The sequence below is a fragment of the Gelidibacter salicanalis genome, from assembly GCF_007997285.1.
GTDB classification, from domain to species: domain Bacteria; phylum Bacteroidota; class Bacteroidia; order Flavobacteriales; family Flavobacteriaceae; genus Gelidibacter; species Gelidibacter salicanalis.
The window spans coordinates 22808-43346 of record NZ_VORX01000002.1 but is presented as its reverse complement, the minus strand read 5'-3'; the positions used below and the strand labels follow the sequence as shown (position 1 = coordinate 43346).

Annotated in this window: 19 protein-coding genes; 8 read left to right on the top strand and 11 right to left on the bottom strand. The window is 37.4% G+C overall.

Features of this window, described 5'->3' with window-relative positions:
- Positions 1–133: 133 nt before the first annotated feature.
- The 7 genes from arfB to ES711_RS03375 all read right to left on the bottom strand — a co-directional run bounded on the left by arfB (position 134) and on the right by ES711_RS03375 (position 4961).
- Positions 134–538, bottom strand: a complete 405-nt coding sequence (gene arfB / locus ES711_RS03405) for an alternative ribosome rescue aminoacyl-tRNA hydrolase ArfB (protein WP_146890026.1) — start codon at positions 536–538, stop codon at positions 134–136.
- A gap of 4 nt (positions 539–542) precedes the next feature.
- Positions 543–2096, bottom strand: coding sequence for a DUF4301 family protein (locus ES711_RS03400; protein WP_146890023.1), 1554 nt, complete (start codon positions 2094–2096; stop codon positions 543–545).
- Complete coding sequence (locus ES711_RS03395) at positions 2093–2659, bottom strand: AAA family ATPase (protein WP_146890021.1); 567 nt, start codon at positions 2657–2659, stop codon at positions 2093–2095. Before ES711_RS03395 ends, ES711_RS03400 begins: the two co-directional genes overlap by 4 nt.
- Positions 2620–3252, bottom strand: a complete 633-nt coding sequence (gene pnuC / locus ES711_RS03390) for a nicotinamide riboside transporter PnuC (protein WP_146890018.1) — start codon at positions 3250–3252, stop codon at positions 2620–2622. Before pnuC ends, ES711_RS03395 begins: the two co-directional genes overlap by 40 nt.
- A complete protein-coding gene (locus ES711_RS03385; protein ID WP_146890015.1) occupies positions 3236–3496 on the bottom strand; it encodes a thiamine-binding protein in 261 nt (86 codons plus the stop codon). The genes pnuC and ES711_RS03385 overlap by 17 nt, the downstream gene beginning before the upstream one ends.
- Positions 3497–3518: 22 nt before the next feature.
- Positions 3519–4244, bottom strand: coding sequence for a geranylgeranylglyceryl/heptaprenylglyceryl phosphate synthase (locus tag ES711_RS03380; RefSeq protein WP_146890012.1), 726 nt, complete (start codon positions 4242–4244; stop codon positions 3519–3521).
- 93 nt (positions 4245–4337) lie between these two features.
- Complete coding sequence (locus ES711_RS03375; protein ID WP_146890010.1) at positions 4338–4961, bottom strand: 4'-phosphopantetheinyl transferase family protein; 624 nt, start codon at positions 4959–4961, stop codon at positions 4338–4340.
- A 151-nt stretch (positions 4962–5112) separates the two neighbouring features.
- On the opposite strand from ES711_RS03375, the gene ahcY reads away from it, so the two are divergent.
- The 3 genes from ahcY to ES711_RS03360 all read left to right on the top strand — a co-directional run bounded on the left by ahcY (position 5113) and on the right by ES711_RS03360 (position 8798).
- Positions 5113–6429 carry an adenosylhomocysteinase gene (gene ahcY, locus ES711_RS03370; protein ID WP_146890007.1) on the top strand — a complete coding sequence of 439 codons (1317 nt, stop codon included), beginning with the start codon at positions 5113–5115 and terminating at the stop codon, positions 6427–6429.
- A gap of 1042 nt (positions 6430–7471) precedes the next feature.
- Positions 7472–7762 carry a GIY-YIG nuclease family protein gene (locus ES711_RS03365; RefSeq protein WP_146890004.1) on the top strand — a complete coding sequence of 97 codons (291 nt, stop codon included), beginning with the start codon at positions 7472–7474 and terminating at the stop codon, positions 7760–7762.
- Positions 7763–8507: 745 nt separating this feature from the next.
- Positions 8508–8798: a GIY-YIG nuclease family protein gene (locus tag ES711_RS03360; RefSeq protein WP_146890004.1), complete on the top strand. Its 291-nt coding sequence runs from the start codon at positions 8508–8510 to the stop codon at positions 8796–8798.
- Between the two features lie 1263 nt (positions 8799–10061).
- On the opposite strand, the gene ES711_RS03355 is transcribed toward ES711_RS03360, so the two are convergent.
- Complete coding sequence (locus ES711_RS03355) at positions 10062–12191, bottom strand: S46 family peptidase (RefSeq protein ID WP_146890001.1); 2130 nt, start codon at positions 12189–12191, stop codon at positions 10062–10064.
- Positions 12192–12359: 168 nt separating this feature from the next.
- Here ES711_RS03355 and ES711_RS03350 point away from each other — a divergent pair, with 168 nt between their 5' ends.
- The 3 genes from ES711_RS03350 (at position 12360) to ES711_RS03340 (ending at position 14945) form a co-directional block, all read left to right on the top strand.
- The gene (locus ES711_RS03350) at positions 12360–13502 is read left to right on the top strand and encodes a methionine aminotransferase (protein WP_146889998.1); all 1143 of its coding nucleotides are present in this window, start codon (positions 12360–12362) and stop codon (positions 13500–13502) included.
- 217 nt (positions 13503–13719) lie between these two features.
- Entirely contained in the window at positions 13720–14166 is a 447-nt protein-coding gene (locus tag ES711_RS03345) for a hypothetical protein (RefSeq protein WP_146889995.1), read from the top strand.
- A complete protein-coding gene (locus tag ES711_RS03340; RefSeq protein WP_146889993.1) occupies positions 14166–14945 on the top strand; it encodes an amidohydrolase in 780 nt (259 codons plus the stop codon). The genes ES711_RS03345 and ES711_RS03340 overlap by 1 nt, the downstream gene beginning before the upstream one ends.
- Here ES711_RS03340 and ES711_RS03335 read toward each other — a convergent pair.
- Both ES711_RS03335 and ES711_RS03330 read right to left on the bottom strand, forming a co-directional pair.
- Positions 14905–16536 carry an Ig-like domain-containing domain gene (locus ES711_RS03335; protein WP_146889990.1) on the bottom strand — a complete coding sequence of 544 codons (1632 nt, stop codon included), beginning with the start codon at positions 16534–16536 and terminating at the stop codon, positions 14905–14907. The two genes, ES711_RS03340 and ES711_RS03335, sit on opposite strands and share 41 nt — an antisense overlap.
- 53 nt (positions 16537–16589) lie before the next feature.
- Positions 16590–17159 (bottom strand): ComF family protein, encoded by a 570-nt coding sequence (locus ES711_RS03330; protein ID WP_317129854.1) that lies wholly within the window; start codon positions 17157–17159, stop codon positions 16590–16592.
- Positions 17160–17352: 193 nt separating this feature from the next.
- Here ES711_RS03330 and ES711_RS03325 point away from each other — a divergent pair, with 193 nt between their 5' ends.
- On the top strand, positions 17353–18234 hold the full coding sequence (locus tag ES711_RS03325; RefSeq protein ID WP_146889984.1) for a hypothetical protein: 882 nt from the start codon (positions 17353–17355) through the stop codon (positions 18232–18234).
- 63 nt (positions 18235–18297) lie between these two features.
- Positions 18298–19839 (top strand): glycine--tRNA ligase, encoded by a 1542-nt coding sequence (locus tag ES711_RS03320; protein WP_146889981.1) that lies wholly within the window; start codon positions 18298–18300, stop codon positions 19837–19839.
- 94 nt (positions 19840–19933) lie between these two features.
- Here the strand turns inward: ES711_RS03320 and ES711_RS03315 are convergent, their stop codons facing one another.
- Complete coding sequence (locus tag ES711_RS03315; protein ID WP_146889979.1) at positions 19934–20491, bottom strand: DUF3575 domain-containing protein; 558 nt, start codon at positions 20489–20491, stop codon at positions 19934–19936.
- Positions 20492–20539 lie beyond the last annotated feature (48 nt).

Here is a 20539-nt window from a genome sequence, read left to right as displayed (position 1 = left end):
AGAACGCTGCAAAGATAGAAATGAATTGAGAATTAAAAATTAAAAACTACGAATATTTCAATCTATTTCAGAAAATTATTTTAACCTTATGAAGGTCAAACAAATCTGACTTAAAACACGCAATAAATTGATTTTATTCGATTTCCGGTGGTTTTCGATTAGATTTCTTATCGGCAACTTTGCGTTTCAATTTCAATCGTTTTTTGACCACGGATCTAGGGGTTTTTGTGCGAATCCTTTTTTTAGGAACGACTAAACCTTCCTTTAACACTTCAAAAAAACGCTGAATGACCAATTCCTTATTTTTATGTTGGCTTCTACTTTCTTCACACTGAAGGAGCAAGATGTTTTCCTTAGTAAGGCGGTTAGCAATGGTTTTGACTAACAGTGTTTTCTCATCTTCCGTTAAGCCCGCAGAATTCTCCAAATCAAATGTAAGCTCCACTTTTGAGGCTACCTTATTCACATTTTGACCCCCAGCACCAGAACTTCTGACCGCTTTAAAATCCAGTTCAGATTGTAACACGTCTTTATTCATGTTCCTAATGGATCTGGTGCGTAGGCTTCAATAAATCAGTGACCGTTTTTACTGGGTTGAAGGTAATCAACGGTACCTCAACAAAAATAGTATTCCAATACGCCATGCTCCCATTCCATAACCCTGGTAGCTCCAAAGCTTTTAAATCTTTACCAGCACTAGTCTTCGCGGTAATAAACGCAGCTTTAGGATCGATGTATTTTTGTAGATCAAAAATTTCTCCTTTGTAATTATTTGTGCCACATACTAAATCTACCGGATTAAAATGGGTTGCACTATCAAGGATTTTAATTTGGGATTTATTGTCTTTATCAATTTGAGCAGACTCAATAATTTGAAGCGAAATTTCGCCATTTTCACTTTTCACCCAAAATGGCCCACCACCGGGCTCGCCTTCATTTTTCACCATTCCGCAAATGCGAATTGGCCGATTTAACTTACTAAAGAGATATTCTATTTGATATTTTTTAGAATATTTTTCAAACTCAGTACTAATAACAATGTTTAATTCATTTATTAAAAATTCAGCAATTTCAATTAAGTCGCTTTCTGAAAGATCACCATCTTCCAAAACATTGAGATACTTAAAAATCTGTTGTTGTTTCTCCAACAACATTCCAGCCAACATCTTTTTATATTCCGCCACTTCATCTTCATACTTATACACCACGACATTGTCAATATTCTTGATAAAAATGACATCGGCGTCCAATTGATTTAAGTTTTCTAAAAGTGCCCCATGACCGGATGGTCTAAAAGTCAATTCGCCATTTTCCTCTCTAAAAGGTTCATTTTTTGGCGTTACTGCAATGGTATCCGTAGCTTCTTTTTGATAAGAAAACGAAATTTTAAATTTGGTATTTGTCTTGGCTTCGACAATTTTTTGCACACGTTTAAACTCTGCGTCAAAAATATGATTGTGTCGTTCAGAAATTGTAAAATGCAGGTCTGCAGCATTGTTGGTTGAAGCATATAATGCCGCTTCAAACAGATGCTCTTCAAAGGCTGTGGATAAATGGTCTTTATATTTATGAAATGGCAATAACCCTTTGGGATAGAAACCATAATTCATTTTATCTTCATCCAACATGGTTTTGGCAAACAGTAATTTTTGCTTGTCGTCTGACCACGATTCATAATTTGGATAAAACTTTTTAACGTGTTCGAGGACGTGACCATAAAAAGGAAGCTTTTCAAGTCCTACAAAAAACAACGATAAATCCGCGTCTTTAGTCCTATTGATATAGGAATTTATAGTTTCTTGTTCAGGACTATATTCATCAATGAAGCGGAATAAAGATTTAAACATACGTGTTGCGGCCCCAGATGCAGGCACAAACTTCGCAATTGAAACTTTGTCTCTTTGGGCATCGTAAAAATTGATATAATGTTTTTTGTCACTGTCAGAACAGCGCACAATCCCATTGCCAATAGTTGCGGCAGCGGTAAGATTTGCAAAGGGCATTCCGGTTGTAAATAAGGCAATTTGCGATTCGACCTTGGCTAAGCTTAGGCCTTTATGTTCCATCTGTAAAATATCTTTGTCTGTAAATTTCACGGTTTCAATTTTAATAGTTTATCAATGTGAGCTTTAGCACTATTAAGACGGTTCTCTAAAGTTCCTTTTAACATCACATATGGTTTATTATGACTTTTTAAAGCGCTTTCAAAAGCCTCAAACATTTCCTCCCGATCATTGGGCCGATCTCTCAGATTATCTGCTTCCCATGGGATATCAATATAAGTTAAAAAATAGAGATCATAAACATTTTCACGGGCATATTTCTCCAAATTTGTGTCAACACTTCCTGTGTAATACGCTTCTGAATACACCTTAGTTTCTAACAAATCCGTGTCGCAAATAAGCACTTTATTGGCTTTTGGCGCCGTTTCATTCTCGAGTCGCATTTGACCTTCAGCAATGGGCATTACATCCGCCTTGGTGAGCGCTTTATTTTGCAACAACTTGGCAGCAGCGTAAATTCGGGAATATTCAGGCACGTAAACAGTTTTGTAAAAGCCGGCCAATTCCATCGCCAATGTGCTCTTACCGGTTGATTCCGGCCCAAACAGAACTACTTTTAGGCAATCTGAGGGGTCTTGTCTAAGCTTTTCTTCCATGCTAAATATCCATAAATTGCAATGATTGTAAATCCGAAATACTGTATACTCGTAAATGTAAACCCTTTGAAAAAATAGAGCGGGATTGAAATGAGATCGCCCACAATCCAGTAAATCCAGTTTTCAACTTTACGTCTCGCCATGAGCCACATCCCCACAAAAAAGATCGCTGTTGTCAACGTATCTACGTAGGCCACCCAACTGGTCCATTTATCAAAAGTATTGTAAACGACAAACACAAAACCGAGGGTTGCCAAAAAAATAATAATGCTCATTTTATTTTCCCATGCAGTCGTTCTTGAAATTGGAGTAACATGTTCTGCATCCACTTTTCTGGTCCAAATATACCAGCCGTACACACTCATTATAAAGTAATAAGCATTAATCATCATATCGCCCAATAACTCCCATTTTAGCAGCAAGTACACAAAAATGCTGGTACTGATCATTCCGGTGGGAAACACTAAAATATTGTTTTGTTTGGAATACCAAACCGATAGAAAACCGAATATGACTGCCACAATTTCTAAAATAATATCGCTGGTGTCATAGCCAGTATATTGCCCGAATAGAAAATCAAAAATGAGGCTCATATTCGTGTCGGTCAGATTTAACGATTTTCATATACAGCAAGCCACGTTCCATGAAAGAAAAGGCTTCCTTTATCTCAGTAGTTAAAAGTGGCATGACAGTATCATAATCGCCATACACCTGGGTACTTAACGGATTCTCCAAAACTGTAAGTCCTGATGCTCGCAGTTTTTTTATAAAGTGAATGATGCTAGGTTCATAGTCATCATGTAAAGGCGTTAAAGTTAATTCCACTGATATTTTCATTAGACTCTAATTTAGTACAAAGTTATTTGTTTAATTCTTCAAAAAAGGATGCATTCTCTTCAAATGCTGTTCCAATCACTACCATATCTGCTCCAGCAGTGTAAGCGTTGTCGAGTTGTTGTTTCGATGTAATTCCGCCACCAATAATTAACGGAATGCGCACTTCCTTTTTTACGGCGTGAATGATTTCTACATCTATGGGGTTCATCGCGCCACTTCCCGCTTCCAAATAAATGCATTTCATGCCTAACAATTGCGACGCTACAGCAGTATCTACAATGTCCTGAATGTTATGTCTTGATAGTGGCGAGGTCTGGGTGACACGTTCTACAGCGGTTTCCTTACCGTTTTCTATTAGAAGATAACCTGTGGGAATAACTTCAAGCGCCATGGTCCTTAATACCGATACCGCTTCAATCTGTTTTCCAATTAAATAGTCAGGATTTCTTCCGGATACCAATGACAAAAACAGCAAGGCATCTGCGTGTGACGATATTTGCGAGACATCTCCAGGGAAAATGACGATAGGCAAATCGGTCACTCCTTTCAAAATCCGAATCAATTCGTCGGTCTTAAAAGCTTCAACAGTACTCCCGCCTACGAAAATATGGGTAGCTTTAGATGCATTTAATTTGACCATGAAAGTCGACAACCCTTCAAATTCCATTTTATCAGGATCAATCAAGATGGCCAAAAGCTGTTCGCCTTTAGTAATGGAACTTAACATATCTTCATGTATGGCTTTCATCTTAATCTTGATTCAGGGAAATCTTATGCTCTAAAAATATCTAAACAGAAGCAAACAAATGTTTAGGGTTGTTGGATTTATCTCTACTTTATGTTAGCAAACATAGGCACAGGTAAACCCTTCGAATTCGAAAAATCGAGTTTCATACCTGTGTTTTCTATCTTCATAATCAATCCACGCAATGGTTTCTTCATCTTTTAACATAAAAGGAATGACCAAAAAATGTTCTCTAAACAACATTCCCGGGGTAGCAAACAATTTATAAAGTGATTCCTTAATGCACCAAATCACCGTTAATTTATTGATATAATCTTCAGCTGTAGTCACTAAATAATCAAATTCATATCCAATAAACTTATGAGCGATGACAGCTATTTTTTGGCGTTGTTTTTCGATATCTATGCCAACCACAGAATCACTTACAATAACACCAGAAAATGTGAATGAATGGGTAATAGAAATAAATTTACCATCTTTTAAATGCGGTTTTCCGTTTTCGTCGTAGTACAAGTCCGCATCCGTATATCCAAATTCGGCTAAAAGGTGTCGCACACTTAAAAATCCGCGTTGGTGCAGCTCACTTTTCATGCCCACCACACGTTTCATACTTTCGGCTCTTAGCGTGAGTGGCTGAAGGAGTGCCTCATAGCGCTCCGTAATCTTCCAGATTTTAACAGTAGTTTGTGAATTTGGAGTAATGGTTTTATATAAAGGCATTTATGTTTCTCGAAGTTATTAATTATCTTTGCAGTCGCAAAACGAATAATAGAAACAAATATACAATTATGTAATTCTCTAAACAACCACGCTGGTTTAGAAATGTGAGTAATAAAGAATTGTATTTGTTAAATCAAAAAAAATAGTACATATGAATACGAAAACAGTGCCTTACGTACCTTACAAAGTCAAAGACATGTCACTTGCGGCTTGGGGAAGAAAAGAAATTGAACTAGCTGAAGCTGAAATGCCAGGGTTAATGAGCCTCCGTGAAGAATATGGCGACTCACAACCACTTAAGGGCGCACGTATTGCAGGATGTTTGCACATGACCATCCAAACGGCGGTTTTGATTGAAACCTTAACTGCTCTTGGCGCAGAAGTTACGTGGAGTTCATGTAATATTTTCTCTACACAAAATCAAGCTGCTGCTGCAATGGCTGAGGCTGGAATTCCGGTATATGCTTGGAAAGGCATGAACGAAGAGGAATTTAACTGGTGTATAGAACAAACCTTATTTTTTGGTGAAGACAGAAAACCATTAAATATGATTTTAGATGATGGTGGCGATTTAACCAATATGGTTTTCGATAAATATCCTGAGTTGATGGAAGGCATTAACGGACTTTCGGAAGAAACGACTACAGGTGTTCACAGACTTTATGAGCGTATGAAAAATGGCACGTTATCAATGCCTGCAATCAACGTTAATGATTCTGTAACAAAATCTAAATTTGACAATAAATACGGGTGTCGTGAAAGTGCAGTTGATGCTGTACGTCGTGCAACTGATTTAATGTTGGCCGGAAGACGGGTTGTAGTTTGTGGATATGGTGATGTTGGTAAAGGTACAGCAGCGTCCTTTAAAGGTGCTGGAAGTATAGTAACGGTTACTGAAATTGACCCAATTTGCGCTTTACAAGCAGCTATGGATGGTTTTGAAGTTAAGAAACTTGAAACTGTTGTCGCCAATGCTGATATCGTAATAACAACTACTGGAAATAAAGACATCGTTCAAGGGAAGCATTTTGAAATGATGAAAGACAAAACTGTTGTTTGTAACATTGGTCACTTTGACAATGAAATTGAAATGTCATGGTTGAACAAAAACTACGGCGATACGAAAGTAGAAATCAAACCACAGGTTGATAAATATACCGTACACGGAAAAGACATCATCATTTTGGCTGAAGGCCGATTGGTGAATTTGGGCTGTGCTACGGGTCACCCAAGTTTTGTAATGAGTAACTCATTTACAAACCAAACTTTGGCACAATTAGAATTGTGGACCAACAGAGATGCTTACGAAAACAAAGTATATATGTTGCCGAAGCATTTGGATGAAAAAGTAGCCAAATTACATTTAGAAAAAATTGGTGTAGAATTGACAGAATTACGTGACGAGCAAGCTGAGTATATTGGTGTTGCCGTTGAAGGTCCTTACAAACCGGAATATTACAGATACTAATATTCAAAAAACATAAGTTAAAAATCCCAAGCAGTAATGTTTGGGATTTTTTTTGTTTTCATACCACTTATAATCACTGTCACTTCGAGTGATTTTCAAGCACGGTAGTGATTGGAAATAGTATCGAGAAGCGTCTTAAAATGAACTATCTGAATGTTCTCGATACATCCAGAAAGCTCCAACTTAATCATTCTAAAACAAAAACGATTTCCAAAGCTTTCAGGACACTCGAACTGACAAGCGATACACTTTTGTCACTTCGAGTGATTTTCAAGCACGGTAGTGATTAAAAATAGTATTGAGAAGCGTGCAAAAACATATGTATTAGCGAAAGGTTCTCGATACATCCTGAAAGCTTTAACATAATCATTCTGAAACAAAAAAATTCCCAAAAGCTTTCAGGACACTCGAACTGACAAACGTTATTCACTGTCACTTCGAGTGATTGTCAAGCAAGGCAGTGATTGGAAATAGTATCGAGAAGCGTGCAAAAACTCAATAGTTATTAGCGAAAGGTTCTCGATATATCCTGAAAGCTTCAACTTAATTATTCTCAAACAAAAAAATCCCCAAAAGCTTTCAGGACACTCGAACTGACAATCGTTATTCACCGTCACTTCGAGTGATTGTCAAGCAAGGCAGTGATTGAAAATAGTATCGAGAAGCGTGTTAAAAACTCAATATGTATTAGCGAAAGGTTCTCGATATATCCTGAAAGCTTCAACATAATCGTTCTCAATCAAAAAACGATTTCCAAAGCTTTCAGGACACTCGAACTGACAACCGTAATCACTGTCACTTCGAGTGATTTTCAAGCCCCAGAGGGATTGGAAATAGTATCGAGAAGCGTGTTAAAACCTAATATGGATTAGCGAAAGGTTCTCGATACATCCTGAAAGCTTCAACATAATCATTCTCAATCAAAAAACCATTCTTCAAGCTTTCTGGACACTCGAACTGACAAACGTTATTCACTGTCACTTCGAGTGATTTTCAAGCACGGTAGTGATTGGAAATAGTATCGAGAAGCGTATATTTAAGTATGAAATTTTATTATGTCTATATTCTCAAATGCTCTGATGAAACCTATTACACTGGTTTTACGTCAAATCTTGAGCAACGGTTTATGGAGCATCAATCGGGCAAGTATAAAGAAAGCTATACATACAATCGAAGACCCTTACTACTTGAATTTTACCAAGAATTTGTAGATCCAAATCAAGCAATTATGATTGAAAAGCAAATCAAAAAATGGTCAAAGGCTAAAAAAGAAGCTTTGATCAATAATGAATTTGAGAAGTTGCCTAATCTGGCTAAGAAGAAATTCAAATAAAACTCATAATGCTTTGAGTTACTTTGGAAATTCTAAAGGTTCTCGATACATCCTGAAAGCTTTAACATAATCATTCTGAAACAAAAACAGTTCATAAAAGCTTTCAGGACACTCGAACTGACAAACGTTATTCACTGTCACTTCGAGTGATTTTCAAGCACGGCAGTGATTGAAAATAGTATCGAGAAGCGTGCAAAATCCCAATAGGTATTATCGAAGGTTCTCGATACATCCTGAAAGCTTTAACATAATCATTCTGAAACAAAAAAATCCCCAAAAGCTTTCAGGACACTCGAACTGACAAACGTTATTCACTGTCACTTCGAGTGATTTTCAAGCACAGTAGTGATTGAAAATAGTATCGAGAAGCGTGCAAAAACTCAATAGGTATTAGCGAAGGTTCTCGATACATCCTGAAAGCTTCAACATAATCATTCTAAAACAAAAACAATTCATAAAAGCTTTCAGGACACTCGAACTGACAAACGTTATTCACTGTCACTTCGAGTGATTGTCAAGCACGGCAGTGATTGAAAATAGTATCGAGAAGCGTGCAAAAACTCAATATGTATTAGCGAAAGGTTCTCGATATATCCTGAAAGCTTCAACATAATCGTTCTCAATCAAAAAACCATTCTCCAAGCTTTCTGGACACTCGAACTGACAAACGTTATTCACTGTCACTTCGAGTGATTGTCAAGCACGGTAGTGATTGGAAATAGTATCGAGAAGCGTATATTTAAGTATGAAATTTTATTATGTCTATATTCTCAAATGCTCTGATGAAACCTATTACACTGGTTTTACGTCAAATCTTGAGCAACGGTTTATGGAGCATCAATCGGGCAAGTATAAAGAAAGCTATACATACAATCGAAGACCCTTACTACTTGAATTTTACCAAGAATTTGTAGATCCAAATCAAGCAATTATGATTGAAAAGCAAATCAAAAAATGGTCAAAGGCTAAAAAAGAAGCTTTGATCAATAATGAATTTGAGAAGTTGCCTAATCTGGCTAAGAAGAAATTCAAATAAAACTCATAATGCTTTGAGTTACTTTGGAAATTCTAAAGGTTCTCGATACATCCTGAAAGCTTTAACATAATCATTCTGAAACAAAAACAGTTCATAAAAGCTTTCAGGACACTCGAACTGACAAACGTTATTCACTGTCACTTCGAGTGATTTTCAAGCACGGCAGTGATTGAAAATAGTATCGAGAAGCGTGCAAAATCCCAATAGGTATTATCGAAGGTTCTCGATACATCCTGAAAGCTTTAACATAATCATTCTGAAACAAAAAAATCCCCAAAAGCTTTCAGGACACTCGAACTGACAATCGTTATTCACTGTCACTACGAGTGATTTTCAAGCACGGTAGTGATTAAAAATAGTATTGAGAAGCGTGCAAAAACATATGTATTAGCGAAAGGTTCTCGATATATCCTGAAAGCTTCAACATAATCGTTCTCAATCAAAAAACCATTCTCCAAGCTTTCAGGACACTCGAACTGACAAACGTTATTCACTGTCACTTCGAGTGATTTTCAAGCACGGTAGTGATTGGAAATAGTATCGAGAAGCGTGTTAAAAACTCAATATGTATTAGCGAAAGGTTCTCGATACATCCTGAAAGCTTTAACATAATCATTCTGAAACAAAAAAATCCCCAAAAGCTTTCAGGACACTCGAACTGACAAACGTTATTCACTGTCACTTCGAGTGATTGTCAAGCAAGGCAGTGATTGGAAATAGTATCGAGAAGCGTGCAAAAACTCAATATGTATTAGCGAAAGGTTCTCGATACATCCTGAAAGCTTCAACTTAATTATTCTCAAACAAAAAAATCCCCAAAAGCTTTCAGGACACTCGAACTGACAAACGTTATTCACTGTCACTTCGAGTGATTTTCAAGCACGGCAGTGATTGAAAATAGTATCGAGAAGCGTGCAAAATCCCAATAGGTATTAGCGAAGGTTCTCGATACATCCTGAAAGCTTCAACTTAATCATTCTCAAACAAAAAAATCCCCAAAAGCTTTCAGGACACTCGAACTGACAATCGTTATTCACTGTCACTACGAGTGATTTTCAAGCACGGCAGTGATTGAAAATAGTATCGAGAAGCGTGCAAAAACCTAATATGGATTAGTGAAATGTTCTCGATACATCCTGAAAGCTTCAACATAATCATTCTCAATCAAAAAAACATTCCCAAAGCTTTCAGCACACTCAAACTGACAACAAAAAAAGCCCTTTCAAAAAAATGAAAGGGCTTCTCCTAATTTAAGAACATAATTTAGTTGCTCTTCTTAGCTTTTTTACTGTTGCTAGCCTTTCGATTGGTCTTTGGATGCACCAAAGTCATTTCGTCAATTAAATGTGTCGCACCAGCATATTTATCAACGATAAACAACACATAGCGTAAATCGACCATAATGTTTCTACAAATTTCTGGATCGTAATAAATATCACTCATCGTACCTTCCCAAACGCGGTCAAAATTTAATCCGACCAAGTTGCCATGGGCATCAATAGCTGGACTTCCAGAATTACCTCCTGTGGTGTGGTTCGTGCCTATAAAGTTTACTGGTACTTTCCCTGTAGCATCTGCATACTGACCGAAATCTTTATCTGCATATAATTGCTGTAATTTTTCAGGCACATCAAACTCATAATCGCCAGGAACATATTTCTCCATAACGCCATCTAAATAGGTTACAGGCTCATAATATACCGCATCTCTAGGCTCATAGCCTTTAACCTTTCCGTAGGTAACGCGTAAAGTTCCGTTAGCATCTGGGAAATAACGCTGCTCTGGCAACACTTCCATTAATGCCGTCATATACTGTTGCTCAAGTGCATTGATTTGTGGGTTGAGCTCTTGGAATTTTGGTTCTATCACCGTGTAAAATTCCATAATAAAAGGTTTTAAGTATTGAAAAGCCGCATCGTTATTCAATTTTTCTAACACCTCTGTAGATGTCCCTTCCAACACCTTCAAAGCACTATCTAAATTGGTAAAGGCTGTTCTATCATAAATAGTAGCATCCACATTAACCGTATACAAAGGCATGACTGCTTCAAAAACACCTCTATCTACAGTAGCATTGTAATCTTTATAGATACCTTTCAAACGTCCAACATTGGCATCTCTTTGTTTTTCGAACGTCTCTTCGCCATTGGCCGCTGCAGCCTCTAGTTGTGCTAGATTAAATAACACTGGCGTCAACTCATTGGTTCTTAAAAAGACTTCAATAAAACTGCGACGCTTCACAGTAACCTCTTCAATCTCGTTATATAAACGCTCAAGTTCTGGTAAAACAGTTCCGTATTTACTTTCAAGTCCTTTCGCCTTTAATTGCTTTGTGAATTCCGCTTCTTGCGCTTTTTTAATCGCAATGGCGCCACTTTTTTCAATTCCTAAATTTTCACCAATCCATTTCTTCCAAGCATTTGCAATTCGTGCTTGTTTAGAAGCATACTGAATTCTGATTTGGTCATCCGCTTTCATATTGGCATCAATTACCTTTAACGCAGCTTCTCTGATGGCAATGGTATTAGGATTGATTTTTTCTACAATTTGCGCCACGGCAACGGCAGGCAAATATTCGTCCGTAGTTCCTGGAAATCCGAATACCATGGTGAAATCATCTTCACTGATGCCGTCTAAAGAAACTGGCAAGAAGTGTTTTGGTGTAAACGGTACGTTATCTTTCGAATATTTTGCAGGACGATTGTTTTTGTCAGCATAGATTCTAAACATTGAGAAATCGCCGGTATGACGCGGCCATACCCAATTGTCAGTATCAGATCCAAATTTTCCAATACTTGACGGTGGTGTACCTACCAATCTGACATCTTCATAACGTTCAGTAACAAAAAGGAAGTATTGATTGCCTTTGTAAAACGCCTTTATTTTAGTGTCTTGCCAAGCTTCCTTTTTCGCTGCCTTTTCAATTGCAGTGCTATTGCTGCCTCTTTTTGATTGTTGCTCTCTGTCTGACATCTCCGCAGTAACCCCTTCTAAAACTTGTTTGGTCACGTCTTCTATTCTGACAATAAACTCAACATATAAGCCTTCATTAGGCAATTCTTCACTGAGTGTTTTTGCCCAAAATCCGTTTTTTAGATAGTCATTCTCTAAAGATGAATGTGATTGGATTTGACCGAAACCACAGTGATGGTTGGTCAAAATCAGACCTTTTGGCGAAATAACCTCACTGGTACACCCGCCATTAAAATGCCCAATCGCATCTTTTAAACTAGAATTATTGACATCATAAATGTCTTTTGCTGACAATTTACTGCCTAGACTTTGCATTTCAGTTTCATTCATGCCTTGAAGTAAGGACGGAATCCACATTCCTCCTTGTTGGGCAGAAACTTGAAGGGTAATAAAAAGAACTAAAAATTTAAAAAGTTTCATATCTCACAATGGTTTTTAAAAGAAGCCAAATATAAGCAAGACGCTACTAAAATTAAACTATTTACACATGAATTGCTGCTTACCTCCAAATTCAACCGCTAACAGATCGTCCTCCTGATTGTAAGTTTTTTTGTTTATATTATCTCCTTATTTCAAAATCATACCAAAATGCAACACCGCTCCAAACTCCCAGATGTGGGTCCTACAATATTTTCTGTCATGAGTAGCTTAGCCCAAGACCAGCACGCTTTGAATTTATCACAAGGATTTCCAAATTTTGAGAGTGATCAAAAGCTCATTGATTTGGTGAATAGCGCCATGAATTCAGGCCACAATCAATATGCCCCCATGGCCGGAATTATGGAGCTGCGAGTGGCCATTGCCCATAAATTTGAGCAGCTCTACAATACCTCCTATCATCCAGAATCAGAAATTACCGTAACCGCCGGCGCCACCCAAGCTATTTTTACCATCATCTCCGCTTTTATAAAGCAAGATGATGAAGTGATAATTTTCAGACCGGCTTATGATTGTTATGAACCAGCTGTAGAGCTCAACGGTGGTAAAGTCATCTCCGTACAATTGGAAGCGCCAACTTATAAAGTAAATTGGGATGAGGTAAAAAGAATCATCACCTATAAAACAAAAATGATTATCATTAATACCCCGCAAAATCCTAGCGGCACCGTATTTTCTAAAGAAGACATGTCTACATTAGAGGATTTGCTCAGAGGTACATCTATTATTTTGTTAAGTGATGAGGTATATGAACATATCATTTTTGATGGTGAACAGCACCAAAGTGCTTGCTTATACCCCGACCTAAAAGCAAGAAGTTTCGTGGTAGCCTCTTTTGGAAAAACATTTCATAACACAGGTTGGAAAATGGGCTATTGCTGTGCTCCGAAAGCCTTGATGGCCGAATTTCAAAAAGTGCATCAGTTTAATGTGTTTTGTGTGAATCATCCCATCCAAAAGGCCTTGGCCGAATACCTAAAAGAGCCTGATCATTATCTCGGACTTTCCTCTTTTTATCAAAAAAAGCGCGATTTATTTTTAAGCCTAATTGAAACGTCACGATTTAAATTCACGCCTGCTCAAGGCACCTATTTTCAGGTTTTGGATTACTCGGCCATAACTTCTGAAAATGATCTCGACTTTGCAAAACGACTCACCAAAGAACACAAAATCGCCTCTATTCCATTATCTGTGTTCAACACACATCATTTGGATAATAAAGTTCTGCGATTCTGTTTGGCAAAAACGGATGACACTTTAAAACAAGCTGCGGATATCCTAAATAAAATCTGACTTTTGCACTATATATATAACCCCTTTAACCACCTAATAAAACGAAGTTTCATGGTTTTGTAAACAAAAAACACAGCTCTGTGTACTACTGGACATTGACTTGCTAAAAATTCGAAATTGACCTTAAAATTTGCTATTTTTACAAGGATATAAATTGCATACAAAGGATGATTTTTTTGACGATTGATGTGATTTATAATAACCTAAATCTTGTATTATGAAAATTTGGATAATTGTATTGTTTTTAAGCTTGGGATCTTTCATGAATGCCCAGCAAGTCATCAGTAACGGTAAGGTTTATGAAGTTAAGGGAAAAGCAATTTTTATGGATGGCGAAGAAATTACAACGTCGTTGCTTAAAACTGAAAAAGACCAAATCTTTAAAACTTTAAAGACTCAAACCAGAGACGCCAAACGTGCCGAGAAAGCTCAGAAACGTCTGGAAAAATCCCATAAAAAAGCTCAGAAGCAATTAAAAGAGAAGCAAAAAGCCCAAAGTAGATTTAATAAGGCCAAGAAAAGATTGGACCAAAACAAAGCGAAATATGAAAAGCTTAAGGCAGCAGGAAAACTTTCTCCAAATGCCGACGTGAAATGGATTAAAAAGCTTGACGGGTACACTAAAACCTTAGAGAAAGCTACCAGAAATCTTAAGCGCACCTAATGGCTGAGGTTTTAAATATTGCTTTAATTCAATCCGAGCTTGCGTGGGAAAACCCAGCACAAAATCGCCGTGATTTTACAAAAAAAATTGAAGGCTTATCGGATAATGTAGATCTTGTGGTGCTCCCTGAAATGTTCACATCTGGGTTTACGATGAATCCTGCTCGGGTGGCAGAGACCATGTTGGGCGACACCATCCTTTGGCTTAAAACGCTAGCCAGTAAAAAGCAAGTTGCCATTACCGGTAGTTTAGTCATCACGGAAGATGGAAATTTTTACAACCGCATGGTGTTTGTCCATCCTAATGGCACTATTGAGCATTACGACAAGCGCCACACCTTCACCCTAGCCGGCGAAGACAAAGTCTATACTGCAGGCAGTAAAAAACTTATCGTGAAATTTAAAGGATGGAACATTTGTCCGTTAATTTGCTACGATTTAAGATTTCCGGTATGGTCTCGAAACGCAGAACATTATGACCTTTTAATTTATGTGGCCAACTGGCCAACATCCCGCATTACAGCGTGGGACACCTTATTAAGAGCGCGTGCTATTGAAAACATGACCTATTGCGTGGGTGTTAACCGCGTGGGTACGGACGCTAATAACAACGACTATTCAGGTCATTCAGTGGCTTACGACGTGTTAGGAAACAGGTTAGACCAGATTCCCGAAAATGAAGTGGCTATTGAAGTGGTAGCGTTACATAAAAAAGACATCGCCACCCATAGAAGCAAACTTAGTTTTCTATCGGATCAGGATCAATTTTCAATAACGTAAACGTATATACAGTATCCCATCCGGTTCTGGCCTCTACAGGCTCTGAGTAATAACTAACTCGTTCTGGTTGTATTTTCTTGAGATAACTTCCTGTATCCCATTTTCGATTGCCATTGGCATCATAAACAACTCTCAAAAAATAATTGCCGGGATTGATGTGTCTAAAATCAAACGGGCGCGGTTCCTCTGCATACTGCTCGTATTTGACGTTCCCTTTATCATCCGTCAGTTGCACGATTACCGGGTACACCGCATCTATCAACGATACCCGTACATCCGACAGCTCAGAGAACTTCTTGGTTTTTAATTCATACCGCAAGGTATCATTGACCTTTCCAAAAAAGTCAGTGACAGCTTCAGGCAACAGCCTAATTTTATAAACATTAGCTTCTGTTTTATTAAATTTAAATCGGAATCTATTTTGGAGCGTATCAAATTCTGTTGTAAAGGTAATATTCACCGAATCTTTATCGATGATAGTCACTTTGCTTTCGTCTAACCGCTCAAGGGGCACATTAGCCTCGATTGCAAAATCACTATCAAAACTGACCGCATTGCCAGCAGACGGCTTGATATTTAAAGAGTCAATTTTTAAATCCCTAAACCGATGTTTTAAAGTATCTGTATAGGTTTTATTTTTGACCACAAAATACGTTGTATCCATTTCTACCTTTGGTTTATACCAATAGTAAAGCGTATCTTTCTGAACATCTTTAAGAATCCGATATTCAAAACCTTCCGGCTTATCGCCCATCATTTCTATAGTGGTATTTTTATAATCGCCGCGAAACCCGAATTCTATTTTTTGCTTGGCCACTTGTAACGGACGTTCTGAACTAAAATCAGGAATTTCCTTAAACAATTTTAATTCATAAAAGTCATCTGAGGGCACCGTAATTTCACGATCATAAAACCCTATTTTGTCCGATTTTTGTTGGTAGGTATAATTACTGTTCTCATCTTTTAAAGCGACTATTCGGTACTTGCCAGCTTTAATATTATCAATACTAAAGGTGCTCACACTATCTAAAGTATTGGTTACATATTTAGGTTGTTTCTTAAAAATTGTGGAATCTGAGTAGGTAGAATCAACTTCATAAAGCATGACCGTGACAAATTTTTCCGGTTCGCGCTTTTCCGCATCAAGAATAATTCCTTTTACAGAAAGAGAGTCGATATAACTTCCAGTCGAAAAAACGTATTTGTAATAGGAATATGGGTTTTCTTCATTGTTATCAACGATGCTTTGCCCAAAATTAAAAGCATAAGTGGTGTTGACCTGTAAGGTGTCATTAATTTTTATGCTGATGTATTTGCTCGCACTCCCGAGTGGCATGACATCGGGCTGCGGATCCATTGGAGGAGAAATAATAAGCTGCTTTTGGACATTTTTTATCTTGATATATTCATCAAAATAAATCTTGATTTCGTTGCCCTTAAAGTTTGTCGTATAATTTTCTGGTAAAGACCGTACTATTTGTGGTGGCTGCGTATCCTTCTCACCTCCCGAAGGTGTACCTCTATTGGCGCAATTGACAAGGGTTACAAGAATTCCGACAAATAGAAATAGTTTATAAGAGATTTTAAACATCAGCAGACACAAATTTTAGCAAATTAACGACATATTTAGCTGAAACGAAAAAATTACTCTGCAATTGCCATGGTAGCCACACTTATTGTAAGGCCTTCAATTTTCAGTAAGGCATTGGCGCAAATCTCTAGAGTGGCGCCTGTGGTAATGATATCGTCTACCAATAAAACGTGTTTACCTTTTAAACTTTCCAATTCTGTAATCGTAAAAACAGTCTCATCATTGGTCCAACGTCGCAATCGATCTTTAAAAACTTGGGTAGTAGTGGCTTTTGTCTTTTGGAGCACTCGCGTATTATATTCGCAGTTTAGAGCTTTTGCAAGTTCCCGTCCGAATTTGTCCACTTGATTGTAGCCGCGTTGTCGTAATTTTTTAGAGTGCAATGGCACCGGTACGACAACATCAACAGTCCTAAATCCTTCATGGGCACGTAAGTCTTCACCTAGCCAGGCTCCTAAAAATTCGCCAATTTCCTCATGACCTTTGTATTTCAGGTTATGCAGCAAATGTTGTACAATTCCTTTTTTTGAAAACCATAAGAGTGAGGTGGCGTATTTTAATTGCACTCTTCCGTAGAGAATCTTAGTGACTTCATTTTGGGCGATATTTTTAATTTCAGTCAACGGCAATTCATGTCTACAAAATGTACACAAATGCAGTTCATTATCTTCCAAAGGGCAATCGCACGTCAGACAAATCTTCGGAAAGAATAGGTTTAACAAATTTTTGACCATTTAATCGAATAAAAGCAACCACTACAAACTTAATATATAATTTCGTTAATTAATCAATCCTTATTTCCCTTAATTATTAATAATGATAGTTAACCCTCAGTTATTTAACTACAAACTCATTATTGGTTCATTGATTGTTGCACTTGTGGCTCTAAGCGTATTTAGTTTTACAACTTACGAATCTGAAAAAGCCCAACAACACTTTTTGAAGCAAGAGCAACAATTGGTGGAACATGAGCTGTCCGAAATGCTCGACAAGTACGATGCCATCAGTGATAGTAGCGACCTCCTTTCCCAACAACTTATGGTGGCGAAAAACAGCACAAAGTCCGCCTTAGAAAAGCTACGACTTTTGGAAGGAGATTTCTCAGTGTTTTCACGCTTTAAATCCGATTTTTCAGAACTTAAATCGCGTAACAATGTGCTCTTCAAAACTATAGACTCCTTAGCTTCGGCCCACAATAATTTAAAACTTGACCATCAAAATACCGTATCTTCCCTTAATCAAGAGAAGAAAAGCAATGCATCGCTTCTAGAAACGAATGCAACACTCAACAAAAAAATTGAGTCGGGATCCAAGTTAACCGCGAATTCAATTCAGGCAACAGTTTTTAAGATTGGAATACCTTCAGTTGAAACCAGCAAAGCTTCCCAAGCCAACCGCATAGATGTCTGTTTTACTTTGGCAGAAAACGCATTGACTGAGCCAGGCAGCAAAGAAATTTACATTCAAATTTTAAATCCTCTCAATAATGTGATTGCCGATAAAGGCGCCATAACATTTGGAGAATCCCTACTCCTTTATAGCGACAAGCAACTCATTACTTACAACAATAAAAGCATTCAGGTATGCACCAGTATTGTAGCTAAAGAAAATGACAAACCTTTTGCTAAAGGCGTATATTTTGTAAACGTTTTCCATAAAGACCGAAAACTTGGTGCTACACAAGTCGTTTTAAACTAAAACCCTAAAATATATTTGCTGAAACCGTTCCTTTAATTGGTACGGTTTTCTATTTTTGCAGTTATGACAAATCAGGACGATCAATTTAAGAAAGTTGTATCTCACGCCAAGGAATACGGATATGTATTTCAAAGTAGTGAAATATACGATGGCCTAAGTGCAGTGTATGACTACGCACAAAACGGGGCTGAATTAAAGAAAAATATACGGGACTACTGGTGGAAAGCCATGGTACAAATGCACGATAATATTGTGGGCATTGATTCCTCAATTTTTATGCACCCAACTACTTGGAAAGCTTCAGGCCACGTTGATGCCTTTAATGATCCTTTAATAGATAATAAAGATTCCAAAAAACGCTACCGAGCTGATGTTTTAATTGAAGACTATTGCGCCAAAATTGAAGGTAAAATTGACAAGGAAGTTGATAAAGCAGCCAAACGCTTTGGAGACGCTTTTAATAAAGAAGAATTTATAACTACCAACCCGAGAGTTGTTGGTTACTACGATAAAATTAAAACCATTCTCTCGCGTATGGCAAAATCTTTAGAATCTGAAGATTTAGCGGACGTGAAAGCGCTTATTGAGGAGTTAGAAATTGCTGATCCCTTAACGGGAAGTCGCAATTGGACGGAAGTAAAACAGTTTAACCTAATGTTTGGCACCAAATTAGGTGCTTCAGCTGAAAGTGCTATGGATTTATACCTTCGTCCTGAAACAGCGCAAGGTATTTTTGTCAACTTCCTGAACGTTCAAAAAACAGGTCGTATGAAGATTCCGTTTGGGATTGCTCAAACTGGAAAAGCTTTTAGAAATGAAATTGTAGCAAGGCAGTTTATTTTCAGAATGCGCGAGTTTGAACAAATGGAAATGCAATTCTTTATTAAGCCAGGTACACAAAAAGAATGGTTTGAACATTGGAAAGAAGCGCGCATGAAATGGCACTTATCATTGGGCATGGGTACTGAAAATTACCGTTTTCATGATCATGAGAAATTGGCTCACTATGCTGACGCGGCTACAGATATCGAATTCAAATTCCCATTCGGGTTTAAGGAATTGGAAGGCATCCATTCTAGAACCGATTTCGATTTAAAACAACACGAAGCCTTTTCTGGGAAAAAACTTCAGTATTTTGATCATGAAACCAATGAAAGCTATACACCATATGTATTAGAAACTTCTATTGGGTTAGACCGTATGTTTTTAGCCGTGTTTTCAAATGCTTTAGTTGAAGAAGAACTTGAAAACAACACGACAAGAACCGTATTGAAATTACCATCCGTATTGGCTCCCGTTAAGGCGGCCATTTTACCATTGGTTAAAAAAGATGGTTTACCTGAAGTTGCACGTCAAATTTTAGAGGATTTGAAGTGGGATTTTAATGTGACTTACGATGAAAAAGATGCGGTAGGTAGACGTTATAGACGTCAGGATGCCAACGGGACGCCGTTTTGCATTACTGTTGATCACGATACTTTAGAAGACCAAACGGTAACCATTCGTCATAGAGATACAATGGAACAAACCCGTGTTAAAATAGAAGACTTACGCGAGATTATCAAAAAAGAAGTGGATATGAAATCTTGGTTGCAGAAAATATAATTATTCTGCTTTGACATAAAACAGTCACTACTATAAAGGTCCAAATACTAATAGGTTATTATTAGAATTTGGACTTTTAAGTTTTATTTTACGCTTAAAATCGGTAGCCGACGTTAAATCCAAATTTACCAACAATGGGCGAATAATCATAGTAGTCATCATTATTGGTGTTAAAGAAATTTCTACCAATGCCGCCATTCACTTCAAACACGAAACCTCCGGAGGTTACCCATTTTCCGCCCAAACCAAAGCCCAAAGCAAAATCAGAAACGTCTTCATCCCAATAACTATAATGCCCCTCTACAGAAGTTGTGTAATACTTCTGTTCCATTGAATTTAACATTCCGAAACCTTCAAGAAAAAATCCTGCAGCATATTTTTTTCCGAAGAAAATTCGGTAATAAGGTGATATGTAATAGTTAAGATCCATATCAAAATTCTTATTATCAAAAGGAATAAAAGCTGAAATACCAACAGAAGATTGCTCGGACAAATTGCGTTCGTAGCTTGGTTCAAAGCTGCCAAATAGCAAAAACACTGCATTTAACTTTACTTCGTTTTGACCAAGATTATTTTTCTTGATCGTGTCATTTTGAGCTTGAGCATCCATAATCGTAAAAAGCATTAAAAATGCAACAACATAATTTTTCATAAGTAGCGGTTTAATTGGTAGGGGTAATCATTTAAAAGCGCAATGTAT